5 protein-coding genes and 1 pseudogene are annotated in these 15,001 nt (G+C 58.7%); 2 read left to right on the forward strand and 4 right to left on the reverse strand.

Annotated features, from left to right (window positions below):
• Nucleotides 1-442 precede the first annotated feature (442 nt).
• A complete protein-coding gene (locus BSG20_RS32790; RefSeq protein WP_093041736.1) occupies nucleotides 443-2,113 on the reverse strand; it encodes an IS66 family transposase in 1,671 nt (556 codons plus the stop codon).
• Nucleotides 2,114-2,215: 102 nt separating this feature from the next.
• On the opposite strand from BSG20_RS32790, the pseudogene BSG20_RS32795 reads away from it, so the two are divergent.
• Nucleotides 2,216-3,338 (forward strand): annotated as a pseudogene (locus tag BSG20_RS32795) (RHE_PE00001 family protein).
• An 86-nt stretch (nucleotides 3,339-3,424) separates the two neighbouring features.
• On the opposite strand, the gene BSG20_RS32800 reads toward BSG20_RS32795, so the two are convergent.
• The 3 genes from BSG20_RS32800 to BSG20_RS32810 form a co-directional block, all read right to left on the reverse strand.
• Nucleotides 3,425-4,291, reverse strand: a complete 867-nt coding sequence (locus BSG20_RS32800; protein ID WP_072382057.1) for a hypothetical protein — start codon at nucleotides 4,289-4,291, stop codon at nucleotides 3,425-3,427.
• A 62-nt stretch (nucleotides 4,292-4,353) separates the two neighbouring features.
• On the reverse strand, nucleotides 4,354-10,857 hold the full coding sequence (locus BSG20_RS32805) for a hypothetical protein (RefSeq protein ID WP_072382059.1): 6,504 nt from the start codon (nucleotides 10,855-10,857) through the stop codon (nucleotides 4,354-4,356).
• On the reverse strand, nucleotides 10,857-14,579 hold the full coding sequence (locus tag BSG20_RS32810) for an Mce/MlaD family protein (RefSeq protein ID WP_072382061.1): 3,723 nt from the start codon (nucleotides 14,577-14,579) through the stop codon (nucleotides 10,857-10,859). Before BSG20_RS32810 ends, BSG20_RS32805 begins: the two co-directional genes overlap by 1 nt.
• 189 nt (nucleotides 14,580-14,768) lie before the next feature.
• Here BSG20_RS32810 and BSG20_RS32820 point away from each other — a divergent pair.
• Nucleotides 14,769-15,001, forward strand: a 233-nt coding sequence (locus tag BSG20_RS32820) for a transposase (RefSeq protein ID WP_177309918.1), incomplete at its 3' end; no start/stop codon positions are given.

The raw sequence follows: 15,001 nt of genomic DNA on the forward strand, positions 1-15,001 counted from the left end.
GATCATGGGAAGGCGGCGCTTCGTCATGAAGGAAGAATCTCATGATTTACAAAAAACAGGAATCCCTTCTGCCACCAAAAATGCTCCAGGTACGAGTCCCCGTCGTTTGTGTCGCTGCAGACAGACGCCAATTTGTGATCGCCGTCGCGGTGATTTGCCCCGACGTTAGCCGCTCTGCGGCCTGAAAGCCGTCACTATCGATACTTGCTACTTATCGATGGTTAGAACTGTAACCCGAACTCATCAGGAGCAGCGGAAGCAAAGATCGATATTGCTTCTGGTTAATGACGTATTTACCATGATGTCAAGGCGTTATGATCTCGCCCATCCGCCCATCCAGTGGTAACCGGGGTAACCGGGGGGTACGTGGAGCAGATTTGGTGGCACTGCCGGTTCGTTGGGCAACGTCGCTGAATGCGGCCGAGCCGAGCGGCTCCGGTGTTTAGGCCCTGGCGAGAATGATCGCCGGCAGCGGCGGGACTGGGTTACCTATGGTGCCAATGCCGAGCCGGTCACCGAGGAAGTGGTAGAAGGAAAGCCCCAACTTCTGGCACGTCTTCATCAAACCAAGCATGACATCGCGCGCAACACGACCATCCTCGCTCATCGTACCGCCGGAGATCTTCCGCTTCGTGACAAACGTTCGTAGGTCATTCTCCGATGCGTTGGTGTGCAACGGAATATCGGGATGTTCGAGGACCTTCAGCAGCTCATTCTTTCGTCGATGCAGCCGTTCGAGCAACCTGTCGAGGGCCTCATAACCGGTGCGCAGGGTAAAGATCCTGTCGAACCGTCGTCGAAACGCGGGTGCGGACTGAGGGGAAGGATTCTGCTTGTAGGCTTTCAGCGCCTTGTAAAAGCGCCACACGAGATCGCGGACCATCGTGAGCAGCCGTTCCTCCTTCGCGGTCGCCGGCATCAGCTTCTGCAAAAGGCGCTCGCCATGCACCCAGCACAGGGCGTGATTGCCGACTCGGAACTGGCCGGCGTCGTCGGACACGATCACCATGTTGCCCACAAGGCCATGATGGCGGATGGCGCCCCAGAGGCCGGCCTCGGCAAGCGTGCCAATCTCCTGCCGGTCAAAGATGTCGATACCGCTGTCGGCCAGATGCGCCAGGAATGGCACCTGGTTGCAGAAGCGCTGCGGTTCAAGAGCGCGAAGTCCGGCAGTAACGGCCGCATCCGCACGGCGTTCTTTCAGGTAATCGAAAGCGGCATCGTTCAGCACATAATCCTGGTAGCCACCGCGCAGTAGCGACAGGAAATTCAGGCGGGACTTCGATTTTGTAGTGCGAAAGACAGTAAAATTCGGGCCGCCGATGTGTGTGGCGTAACATGGATTATGGGAATGTCGAGCGCCAGTATCATCGACAGTGACATAAGACGACGACACCAGACCGGCATGCAACACCGCCGCGTCCTCGGCAACAAAGCCATCCAGCTGCCGGGTCAAAAGCCGTACGATCTGGCGTTTTGAGATGTCGAGACCAATGTCATTGAGCAATGTCGTCAGACGCGCGGTCGTTACCTGTCCTTGTGCATGCAACATCAGGCACAGCCGCCTGAGATTGGCACCATAGCCACCAATGATCCCCGCCGGCAAGGCTGCCAGTACCGTCTTTCCATCCGGTGTCACCCAACATTCGCGACGGTAATGCACGAGCTCCGCCTTGAGTACCAGGTCGCGAACATAGATGCTTTTGTACCCCTTGAAGCGTGAGCCGGCCGGGGCATTGATGCGCAGGATCTCCTGCCGGCTCACCCGTTTCACATCGAACTTCGCACCGCGCGGCTTCTTCTTTGTCTGGGCTTTGCTATCGGATTTGGCATCCGTCGCCTTGTCCATACCGGAGGAGCGAAACGGCGGGCGCGGCGGCAGGTTCTTCAACCGGGCGATCTCGTCGCGCAGCAGCTGATTGTCGAGTTTCAACCGGGTGTTCTCGAGCCGAAGGGCGGCGTTTTCCTCGCGCAGCTGAACGTTGCCGGCCTCAAGCTTCGCAAGCCGGGCTTCCGCCTGCTGCGACCGCTCCAACAGACCGGACACAAGACTGCGCAACGCATTCAGCGACAGCGTGTCGGCATGCTCGGGGGAGGGGAGCCGCTTCGTCATGGCAGAATCGAATCATGATTTGCCCCTGCAGGAGAATCCCCGGGCTATCAATCAAGCCTCAAAACGCCGGGTTATGCACACTTCTATGCTCGCTCACCGAAACTGCTGCCACCGATTTTGCCCCCCGTACTGCTGGAGCCGGCTTTCCGCGCCGGTATCGAACTAGCGCGTCTCGACGAGCGCATCGCACGCTCGCCGGTCGGCCAAGGGTGGAATCGAGAGGATGCATTTCGGCGACGCCTGCGCCTCGCTGTGGATCGATGGCGAGCTCGTTCATCTCGAAGACCTCGTCCTGCACGACGCCTGCGCCGACGTCCGCGCCCCGACCATCGCCCGCGACGTGCTTCGCACCCGCCGACGGATTTCTGGCCAGTCGGCCGGCTGGGCTCTGTCCGCGGAGGGTATCCGGGTTTTGCGACAAACGTCGGACGCCACTGCGATCGGCGCCGAGGCGGCAGAGCCGGCCGGCATCATGCGACCTCCTCCTGCCGCCGATCGGGAATGGGAGGGGGACGATAATGACGAGGCCGAAAACCTCCTTGGCGTCGATTTTGCTGCCATCGATGCGACGTTGGCTCGGTCGTCGGCAGCAATCGAGGACGCAACACGTCCCGGCCGCGCCGGTGGCCGCGCGGCGGCCGGCCGTCCCGAAAAGGATCCGATGATCTATGATCTCGACTGGGACGAGGATGCCCGGCTCGAGGAGTGGCGCGGCGTACTGCGCCAGGCCCAGGAGCTGCCGGCGGTGTTTCGGGCCATCGTTGCCCTCGATGCATGGAACGAATTGTCGGTGCTTCAGCACGCTCCCTGGCTCGGCCGACTGTTCGCCGCCGCGATCCTGCGGCAGGCCGGTATCACCACCGGCGCCCATCTCGCCGCCATCAATCTCGGCCTCAAAACCATTCCCGTTGATCGCCGCCGCCACCGCAACCGTGAAACCCGGTTGCTCGCCATCGCCGACGGGCTGTTGGCGGCCGCCGAGATCGGTCTTAAAGACCATGACCGGCTGACACTGGCGAAAACGATGATGGACCGAAAACTTGAAGGACGGCGAACCTCCTCAAAATTGCCGGAACTGGTCGAGCTGGTGATGGCAAAGCCGCTGGTGTCTGCCGGAATGGTGGCGAAGACGCTGGACGTCACGCCGCAGGCGGCGCGGCGCATCGTCGGCGAGCTGGAGAGAGATGACGGGAGGGGGAGGTTTCGGGCATGGGGCGTATTCTGATGGGATTGTGCCCAGTTGAGCTGCAATCCCAGATACTGCAACGTCAGGTTTTTCGATAAGCTACCCAACCGATTGATACCGCTCGGTCAGGCTTTACCCTTGCGGGCCGCAGGTTTGCGGGCAGCCGACGTCGATTTTGACACGCGGTTGGCAACTGCCGGCGCAACGAATTCCAATGTTCCGACCGATCTGGAATCCATTCTGGACGCATTGACGATCCGGTAGACATCGGGCCAATTCGGCGGCGCGCAGGTCATGCATCCCAAGGACACCCGTCCGGGGTGAAGATAGCGGTCACCATTGTGGCCGATCCTGAACCACACGGTTCCGAACGCACCATAGCCCGATCCCGCCGGGTGCGGATAGTCCGCAATCTCCAGATCATGGGTACCGTAGGGCAGCGGATCTTTGGCCGTTTTTGCAGGAAAGGGACCGGCGTTCTTCGTTGTCCCACTTTCCTTGTATGAAATCGTAAGGTCGAGGTCGTAGCTGACGCCATCGATAACGACCGGTGATCCCGCGCGATGCTTGACCTTGATCCGAAGGTCACTCACACGACGATAACTGTTGTCCAAGTTGCCAGCGGTCACATCGAAGCGGGTGCCATCGAGCACGCCCTCCGTGATCGTTCCGTAGTCACGACCATTTGCAGTACTTGTTACCGCGACTTTCAGGCCCGAGGGCAGCGATGTGCGTGTTCCGCTCGTAAGAACGGTCAGCCACCCGTCACCGGTGTCGCGAACATACTTGTCAACTGCAAGCGTCAGGGCCGCGGGATCATGGGGCTCCTCTCGCGCCTGTTTGTAGAACTTGTCAAACCTGAGTTGTTCGATCTCCTCTTCCAGAATGTTGATCCGTGTCCGCAAATCTTCAGCCTCCGGAGGCTGTGGCGGGACCATGTCGTGATCGGTTTGCGTTGGATGCTGCTTTGCAGTCTGCGTCTTTCTAACCATGGTTTCCTCCAGTTGCTGACGCCCGGTCTCTGTTCTGTTCTAATTTCATGCTTCCGCGCATCTCAGGCGGGAATGACCGGAATCGGCGGGGAGACCGTTACAAGCCGCGCCTGCGCCTCCTTCATCGCGTTCAACCCCGACGAACTCACTGCCGCCTGTGGGTCATGTCCACCATGCGTGGCAGAGAATAACCAGTTGAAGTCGAAACTTGCGGCCGGCGTCCTTGTCATCGCTGGAGCCATGGCCTCCGCGGCGCTTCCATGGAGCATCGATATGTCGGCCCAGAATTCCGAGTTATCTGAAGCCGCGGCGTCCAGGCTCAGGAAGAAGCCCTGCGCCGTAGTGGTAAAGTCCAGGGGCAGAGTGCCAGGCGCCGTCCGCTCAAGATGCGTACCATCGGAAAATGTCACCCAGGTTTCGAGAGGCCTAGCGCTTGAAGGGCGAATGACAATGGTCGCTCCCGTCGCCGTGCGCCCAGCGTCCTCAAGCTGGATTTGGAGCACCACCTCCTTCCGGTTCGGCTGAGCGGGCTGACTAAGGTTGACTGAAATCTCCCGAAACTTCTCCAACTGAACCGTTGAGCCCACAAACCTGAGGGAAAGCCGGATCTCACTTGCGCTCTGATATCCGCTCGACAGGAGCTCAAAATAGGGTGACTTGAAAGCCGGCGGGGCGCTCGTTTTGCCGTTGCAGACAATGACTGCCGGTGTTTCGAACTCCAAAACTCTAACCGCCTCGTCGATGATCTCGGGTTTGACGGCTTTGGCAGGCTTGAGAAGTTCAGACCGAACGCCGGTCAAAAGACCCGTTCTGCAGAACGTCTCTACGGGATTTCCGAGTTCCTTGAGGAACCTTGATGTGATGACGGCAAGATGACGGTGGACGTTGACCGGATAGATGTTGCCGGTCGTGGATGGGCATAACTGTGCAGCCGTCTTGCCGTTCGCGAAATTAAACTGCAACGCGCCGTCCGCGGGGTCGATCTTGGCCACCAGGTTGCGGGCAAGCTGCGGTGTTGCAATCGGCCGGCTGTCGCCATCGGCCAAAATGTGCACGATATTGAAATCCTGGCTGCACTGCGTCCAGCGCAATGTCGTCGCAGCACTCGCCATCGTTTCCATTGCGACGAGATTGCCAGTTGTCGTAACCGTGGCAACCAGGGCCTCGAGCGCTGGCTGCGCCTCGTCTTTGCCACCGATCTTTTCCGGTGACCATTCGAATGATGCGAGCACGATCGGTGTTGAACTTTCTCCGCGCGCGACATTGATGCCCTTTCTCGTCGCGACGACCGACAGGCTGTAGCGACCTGGCGCAATCCGGCAACTCAAGAAAGCGATTGAGCCGACTATGTTCGCCGCCGCCCGGGCGATCACCACTTCCTGGCTCAGCGCGCCTGCGATGCCATCTATCGGTTCTTTGAACGCGCTGATTTCGACAAGCGATGGCGATACCTTGGCTACGGCAAGCGGCATCAAGTCCTTACCTCCGGCAAGGCGATAGGATAGCTCCACGTTTTCCGTGAGTTCACGCTGGCCAATCCACCAACTGCGTTCCGGATCGAGGTTGATTGTCGATCTTTCCTTGCCCGTCTCGTCGATGTTCGTCCAAACGGGGTCGATGTACCGCCGCATGGAAACGGCAACCAATGCTTGGTCAAGCGATGGACGATCCCCCGTGAGACTGACCGGACGCAACGAGATCAATGTATTTGGGAATGCTGGTGCGGGAGCATCAGGCGTGTCGAACGTGAGGCCTGCCGGCCCCTCACTCGACAAGGACAGACCCAGCGCCTGATCCGATGGCAATGCTCGGTAGGTCAATTGCGGGTTCGGTCCGATCTCCTTGCGTGAGTCGAGAATTTCGACGGGCAAATTATCCCGCCGTGGCCTTGCGAAGCCGTAACCAAATCCCGTCGTGATCTCGCTGAGGATCCTGTCTGCCAGGCCGCCACGGGAAAACGGCGGCTCTTGCAGGATTGCCGCAACCGGGGGAACGGATGAAAGCGCATCCTCGCCCCCTGGCGACGTTGTGAGCGGAACGAGTGCGCGCAACTGCGGCCGTGTGATCTCGATGCGGGAAAGGTCAGCCAGCATTGCCACGCGCATCGTCCACAAATGGGCCGGGGTTGGTCGATTTTCCTTTTCCTGCCTCCAGGCTCTGCAAATGCCTCGCCGGCGTTCGACCAGTGCGCCGATGTAACGGGAGTGCAGCGTAAATCGGTGTCTGAAATAGGTCGCTGACAACGGCTCCCATGGAAACTGCTGGACGACGGTGCTCGCAGGCAAGGGTGAGAGCAACTGGGGTACGGTTTGAGCATCGACGTCGGATCGGTCGAAAAACGCTTCGCGCTCGAACTGGGCAAGCATTGACCGAGAGCCCGCTAATTCGAGTCGCAGCGCGGGGTGCTTAAACGTTGTCGGTCGATCCTTTCCCTCTTCGACCCAAACATGCTCCCTTGGATTGATGTAGTTGTAAATCGGCTTGCCAGTGGGCCGCCACCTTTGCGTGGTCGTTCTGACTGCACCAAGCAGACGCCACCGCTCGTAGTCGCCTTTCGGCGTGAGCGAAGCCGTCGCCAGGTCATAGCGTCTCACCTTTTCAACCGGGCGCACTGAGATCATGTCCGCCGCGAGGCGGGCGCCGATGGCATTGTCATTGGCGGTGAGTTCGCCCATGCCGTCGTGCATGACCTCGATGCGAAGCGATGCCGCCGGATAGACATAGTATCGGTCCGCCGTGATCCGTTTGGCATATTGCAGCAATCCGGTGTGAAATGCCGTTGGGTGGGCGCCCTGTTCTTGAAAATGAAGCTCAGGCACCAAGGCAGCTAAGCTGAAATGCGATACGGCACTGTTCGGCACGATCGCGGTAAGCGTTGCATGCTGATATGCATCAACGTCACCAGCAGCACCTGATGTCGCTGGCGACGGGTCCAGAGCGAATGGACCGGAACCGACCTCCAGTTTTAACGTAAAACGCTGATCGAGACGGCTGAACAAAGCCTGCCGCAGACCCCAGGGCGTCCATACAACGTCCGGCGCGGTGATTTGATCGCCCGCGCCGCGGCCCTTGTTGTAGATTGCCCGCGCTTCCTCCTCAATTTTATCCATGCTGGCAATGACCTGCGAAAAACACTCTCGCAGACTGATGCGCGTGCGGACAGCGGCACCGGCCCTGCCCGTCAGGCTGTCGGCCACAAACAGCGTCGCCTCAACCTCCTCGACGGCCGGATCAGGAAGATTGTCAAGCAGACGCGCAAGTTCCTCATCGAGATGGCGCATGTTGTAGGCCGCCAGCAATGCGAAGTCGAAACGCTTGGCTTTTTCGAAGTTTGCATCGCTTCGACCGGATAGATCGTAAGCGCGCTCGCGCAGGTCTTCATTTGCCATCCATCTGGAAAAATCAATGAAGCCAACGCGCGGGGTCGAAACCGTGGCATTCGTTTGCGACGGGATGGAACTCTTCCAGATCGTGTTCGCCGGCTTGAGCAAAAGCAGAGGAGCCGAAACTCCATCCGGTTTGAGCTCATCAAAGCCGCCGAAGGTCATTGACGCAAAGTCTGCTGTCGCGCCCGTGAGTCCTATCCGGACCCAAAAGTGCTTCTCGCCGGCGGTCAATGGCTTTTCACCAATTGTCTTCCCGTCAGCCTTGACCTCTACCTTTCGCACCAACGCCCTGTTCACGCCGACCGTCGTGTCAAACACCAGGGACAAAGTCTTGGCGTTTTGGAACAGCGAGGCGTCAGTGACTTCAATGTCAATGGCGCCCCGTTCGTCCGGTGTCGCGGGATCCGCCTCGTAGAGATTGATCGAAAGTTTCGCGGCGACTCCCGACCAGCGAACATCGGTCAATTGCCATATGCTCGGATTACCGACCCTGTTTGCTACGAACATCCTGCCCATGCCGTCGCTGTCACGCATGAGATCGACCGTGCCGGCGTCGCTATTCGTTCCGACCACTCCAAAACGCGGGTAGTCGTCTGCAAGAGGCTGGACTTCAGGGAGGACTTTGCCAATGTGGCCGGCCCTTTCTTTGAGCCCCATCTGCGCGATCGCCGTGCGGCGCTGGTAATCGACGCAACTGACGACGTCATTTACCAACGGGGCACCAGAGCCGGATCGGATGGGTGCCGTAACTTGTCGGGCCGGCAACCATGGCTCGTCTGCAGAAAGCCGAATTTTTTCCGGCAGACTACCCGAATTTGTGGTGACAAAGCTGAAGAGTTGGAACTTCCGCCCGTAGGCAAGTCGTGGCAGCGGCTCAAAGTCGGAAGCATTGGCCTTATGCGGCTGTGGTCTGTAAAATGGTTTTGCCTGATCGGCCCGTGATGGAGCGTCCTCGGTGGCGATCCGCTCGTCGGTGACGGCGTCAGCGAAGGGAATACCCTCATAGTCGATGAACATGGCACCGCGCCCGTCAGACGATACCGGCAACATCGGATGCAGGGCGCCGCTGGCCTGGACGGCCTCGCGGGGTCCCCAGACAAGATCAGAGAGGTTGAGATGAGCCCATTTCCTACCTCGCTCCCGTCGCCGTATGCCGACACAGATGCCGTTCAAGGCGGCGCCGAAGGCGTCAATCTTGGTAGCATCAAGATCCGAGGCGATCTGAACCGTGAGGGGCCTTGGCGCGCTATCAGGTATGAAGCGACGAGAAACGGTCGCGACCGGTCCGACGGCCTGACGATAAAGATCCGACAGGCGCGTTCGCAATTCTCCTATAAAATCAACCGGCAGGTGACGCGGGTTGGGTGTTGCCAGTACCTGCAGTACTTCGTCAAAGCAATACGAGCCAGAACTGTTTCCATAAAGTCGGGCGTGGTAGACGTCGGCGGTCTGGACCAGATCGCGCAGATCGGCCGATGCGATCTGATTGGAGTGCGCCTGGAGTTTCCTCACCAATAGCCTTGCATAACAAGCACCCGCAGATCTGCGAACGGCCTCAGCTCCGTTAAAAGGGCCGTCCAGAAGTGATCTGTAGCGCGACCATGCCTGCGCAATGGCGCTCACCAGGTCCGGGTTCGGTGCCGTTTTGCCTTCCAACGTCGCGGCAAGAAGAAATGCCAAACTTGGTTGGGATGTCCCGGGGTCCTCCACCGATTCAAGTAAACGAACGATGGCCCTCTCGACGCCTTCTTCCCCTGCCAGGTCCTCCTCGAGCCCACTCAGCGTGACAAGGATAGTCTGCACGGAGGTCGTTCCGAGGGTGCTTGCGAATTCTCGCGCGATGTCTGGGATTTTATCGCTGGCACCTATGTCGGGATTGCTATACGCGTCCAACATATGGGAGATGAACTCCAGCATGGTTGCCGGCGCGATTGTGGTCCCGTTTGGTTCCTTGCCGATCGCTGGGATGTCGTAAAACCGGCGCAGTGCTGCAACGACTGCTGCAGATCCCAGTGCTCTTGAGCCGCTTCCGGTCAAAGCAGAGTGTTGAGACAGCACCAACCGCAACGCCTCTGCGATCGTCTTTCCATCTTGGCTCGGCAGAAGTTTCTCTGCGCCGCTCAAAATTTCCGATACCAGTGGTGCCAGCACATCACCCTCGACGGCCGCGCCCGACGTAGAATCAGGCCGCATAATCGCGGCAACGATCATGTCCAGCGCCGTCAAGAGGCGCGCGACGACCAGCCAACTGGCCGCGCCCCAGTAGTACTGCCGGTCATCCTTCGCGTTGTTGGTTGGGGCATCGCCTTCAGCCCGAACGCCGAAATAGGTTTCGAATAAACCTCTCTCGTTTGATTTCGACGGTTGCAGAGTTCCATGCACGCTCAGGAGCGACCCGCTCCGCTCCTCGAACATCCTGACAATATGTCGAACATCGTCTGCTTCGTGGTTGACCAGGATATACCCATCATCGCGGATGCCGGGATCGATGTCGGATAGACGTAGTCCCGGATCCGTGATGCCTTCACCAATCAGGTTGGTTCGGCAGGTGATCTCTCCCAAGCCGAACCCCGAAACATAGGTAAAGTCATAGGCATCGCGTTTGATGTCTTCGGCTGTTCCGCCAAGGCGTTGCTTGAAATAGACGTGGGTGAAGTCGACGGCTTCGCTCTGTGAGGAGAACGGCAGGATGACATAGTGCTTGCCGTGGATATCCTGCTCGACAAGGTAGGTGAGCCCGACCCGGTGACCGACCGGGGCGTTCCAGGCCTGCGCTGCACGAAGCCGGTAGGTCGCACGCGGGGTTTCCGCATCGACTGCTGTGTCAGGATTCCAGTGTGCTGGCGTTACCCAGTAAGCGCCCGACGTCTCATGCGCGGCGAGCCACTTGATTAGGTCCGGATCGCCTTTCCCGCCAACCGCAGGCAGCGTATTCACTCGACCCACATGCTGAAGCGCGACCGCGGTATTGCGGGATGCTACAAACAGATGAAGTTCGACATCTTCCAGTCCTTTGCAAAATCTCTTGAAAGCAGCCTGTCCTTGCACCTCGCTTGTCTTCACACCGATGCGGTCGCCGACCGCCTCAAAAGCGAGGTTGACGGCAAATGCCCTTGTTCGGTGAAAGGAGTTCGGTTCGAGATCGACGCGGCAATGGATGACGGGTTCCATGATCGGCATTAGTTCATCGCCTCTTCGAGTTTTTTGGCCGCATCCTGGAGTTTGCGAGCCTTGTTCTGAAGTTCCGGGTCCTCAAATTCACCGGACGTGACCGTCGAAATCGAAGCCTCGGAACGCCCGCCCCTTAGCTTGTATTTGGCTTGACCACGCGCTTTGAGCTTGAAGAATTCGGAAATACGGATTTCGACCGACAGCGTTCCGTTCGCATCAATCTGCCCGTTGTCTTGATAGGTGAGCCTCAGCGTAAATGTCACTCCGACGGTCACGATGCCCGCGACATCGACATGGCCCGCAATCACCAGCACCATCGAGATGGTCAGGCCGCTTCCCCGACCGATGGTCTTGCGATAGTTCAGCATTCCGGAAAGTGTAATGAACACCTGGCCGCTGAACGCAGCGAACGCCACGGCAAGTGCTGCTGATCCGCCAGCGCTCGCGTCGACGAGAACCGTCAACTCATCGCGGAATGGGCGGTACTCGGATTCAACCTGAACGTGTCCTGCGCCCCCGATGACGAAGATCGAGAAAATGAATGGTCGCTCCATCGTGGAAAGGCCGAAGCGGTTGGCCAACATAAAATCTGGGAACGCCACAAGCTTGAACCTGTTGTTCAATGACAGGTTCTGAATTCCACTGGTGCCGGCATTGGCAGACAGGAACGGCATCGCAAACTGATGCTCCAAGCCGACCGGCATGCCATTGTCCTTGACGATGGTCATGCCCCCGATCTGGTCAGGGAAAATGCTGGCAAGAAAATCCTGGATGAATTTGAACTGCGGATTGAGGCGGATGTTTTTCGGGTCAAACTCGACCTGTAATCCGCCTTCCTTGCTGAAATTCAGCCCGAACTTTTCCAAGCGGACCATGGATTGGCCGGCGACCACCGTATCGATCACGGTGCCGATCCGGCCATGGCCTGTGCGCGTAATCTCGTCGCCGTCCTTCGATGCCTCCAGTCTTACGCGGCCGGATAATTCCATATCGACAAAGTCTGCCTTGAAAACATCAAGGGAGAACAGGCTCCGGCGACCCGGGAACGGCGCCTTAACGTCGATCTGGACCCATGCGCGTGCTTCCTTCTGGTCGAAGTCGTGTGTAATCCTCACCGCATCACGTACATTCGAGGGTATCTTGTAGCCCTTGAAAAGACGATCGAGGCTGGCGCCGCCGAAATTGCGGAAAACCTTACCGATCTCGAAGTTTTCCAGATTGGCCGGCAGGATCCTGTCACCGATCTTGTCGAACGGGATCGACAGACCAAGAGCCTTCAGTTCATCGCCCAGCCTGCCGAAAAGAGCCGAGGCCTGGGTTGTGTCAATGATGTCGGAAACCTCGTCATAGGCAGAGCGAATGCGATCGATGTCTGCTTTGAGCGCTGCAATTTCAGGTGCCGAGGTTACCGCCGAATAGAGCTTCAAGATGTTGCTTGGCGCGGCCAGGAGTCCGCCATCTCCCAAACGGCTGACTTCATCGAGAACGCGGTCCGCATAGGCTTGCGCTGTCTCAAACGTTCGTGAAACCGTATTATAAAGTGCCCGCACAGAACGATCGAAATTCCTGACCTGCTGGAGATAGTCCTCGAGCGTCATGCGGTTCTGTTCGAACGCTTCACAGGCGTCCACCAACGCCTTGTAATGCGGGAAGTTTGTCAGTGCCTCGGTCAGATAAGCCCCGGGATCGGCGAGCTTTTGCAGCAGAGCCTCCGCTTCCGCCACTCCCTCAAAGATCTCAGCGCATGCCTTGGTGACGCTCTCAAGTCCGCTCAACGCCTCGGCGCTGAAGGTACGCATCCGCTGACCGACCTCCCCGGCAACACCCGTCAAACGTGACCGCACCAGGTCAATGACATCGGCAAAATCGTCGAAATCCGATGGCACAGGCGCCAGCAGCACTTCCAGGCCCGGTCGGATAGCCAATGGTTCCACATAATCGTCCAGCAGTTTCTCCGGCGCGAGTTCCTTCTGAACCGTCTGAAGAACCGCTGCAGCATCGGCGACGATCGATGCGATGTCCTGTGTTGCAGCGTTCAAAGTCGCATTGGTCGTTGCGAGTTTCGCGTCGAGCCAGCGCAAGGGCGGTCTGACGACCGCGTCGGTGGCGTTCTTGATGACCGCGAGCTCATCGGCAAAACCCTCCGAAATCGAAGTGAGCAGCTTGCCGATCTCGTTCTCTGCAGCGGTAAATTTTGCGGCGAGGAATTCTGCCGGCGTATCGATGAGGTCTGCACCGATTGCCGCCAGATTTCTAACAGCGTCTTCAAGGCTTTGGCCGAAACCTTGAAACGCCCCAGACACTGTTTCAAGCGCGCCAAGCAGCCGCGCTTCAACCTGATCCGACGCCTCATCGACATCCTTCGACAGCACGCGCAACGTCGCTACAGACGTTCGGGTTATCTCGAGCGCACGCTCAACGAGACCAAGCCGCTCGTTGACGATATCAAGCAGATCCGTATGCCCTTGGAGATGTTTCGCCGCTTGAGCGCGCAGGTCGCCAAGCACCTTTTCGAACTTGCGCGTATCCGCCGTCCCAAGATAGCCCTCGAGACCTGCAAGGATGACATCTACAAGGGTGCGCACCGACACCAGGTCGCCACTTATGCCGCCTTGCGCTTCCTGTATCTGGGCGACTGCTTTTGAAATATGGCCGGCGACCCCCTGTGCGACGCTGTTGAGTTCCACATGGAGACGCTGGCGCGTTTCACTGATCGCGGCCTCGATATCGCCCTTCACACTCGATACGCAGGCGACAATCCCGGCCCGGAACGATGCCCGCCGCGCCGCTGACCAGGGCATATTCTTGTCGTAACCGGCCTCGAACTGGAAAATCCGGCTCCTCGCCCGTTCGATGACCGCTTCGATCTCAGCACCGAGATCGGCAACAGCCGCGCGCGCTTTCTCTACGCCTTCCTGCAGCTTCGAGACGTCTGTCGATGCCTCTGCGAAAAGCGGCCTAACCGTTGCCACGATCGACCGGGCCAACTCGTCAATGACGTCATCCTTGGTTTTCGTGCCGGCGCACAACTGCGCCTTCAGCAGAGCCTCGTCAGTCCCCGCAAGCCAGTCGGCCAACGCAGCACGAACCAGCATTTCCTTGCGTTTCACCACCCCGGCCGCATCATCCTTCAGCTTGGCGCAATAGGCGCCACCGCTTGCCAGCCCGCTCCTGAGTTTCTTCAGACCGTCAAATGTACGGCCGCCGGCAATGCCGGCCAACACCGCTTGGACCCCCGACGTCGGAGTATTTTGCGTGCCCCAAAGCAGGGCAAGCGCGTCCTTGGCCTTTTTGACGTCTGCTGGACTTCTTGCTGTTTCAAGCAAGCCGCCACTGCCAACGATATCGGACAACGCGCGAAGATCATCGCTGACGCCCTTGCCATCCGATGACCAGTAACTCAGGTCTGCGATCACCGCGTCCGGCGATAGTTTGACTTTGAACAGATCTTTTATCGCGCTGGGAAGGGATTTCGAGGGGCCTGTCGGATGGGTTGCGCGCATAAAGCTCACGCTCTCCAGACCAACATAAAGCGGCTTGTCCGAGCGGCCGGCATTGATGGCCGTTTTCTGAGCCGACGGTGATAGGCGCCAGGTAAAGCGACGTAGACCGGGCAGAATACGCGTCACCGACGGCCGGCGAGGGTCCGCACCATCGGCGGTGTCGGCCGATGGTGACGGATTGGATGATTTGCGGTCGTAGACGTCTGCGAGTTCATTGGCTCGCGGCATGTTTGGAAAGTCGAGGCCAAGTCGCGCTGGATCGTGTCCCAGCAGATGGTGTAACTGGCGGGAGATAGCAAAGCCGAGTGCCCGCGCGCTTCTCGCTGCGCTGTAGCGGGTGATCGGCTTTGCGGGCGGCCATCAGTGTTTTCCGCTAGGGTCGGGTTGTTCAAGACCAACCTGACGGAAAGACCACCGATGACCAATGACATGATGAACGTGCGCTCCCTCGTTGAGAAGAGCGCGGATGCAGATTTATTGCGTGAGATGATTGGTTTTGCGGCCGAGCGGCTGATGGAGCTGGAGGTCGGCTCGGCCACGGGTGCTGACTTTGGTGAGAAGAACCCGATGCGGCTTGCTCAACGCAATGGCTACCGTGACCGCGATTGGGAGACGCGGGCTGGAACCGTCGAGCTTCGCATTCCGAAGCT

The sequence above is a fragment of the Rhizobium tibeticum genome, from assembly GCF_900110205.1.
Lineage (GTDB): Bacteria > Pseudomonadota > Alphaproteobacteria > Rhizobiales > Rhizobiaceae > Rhizobium > Rhizobium tibeticum.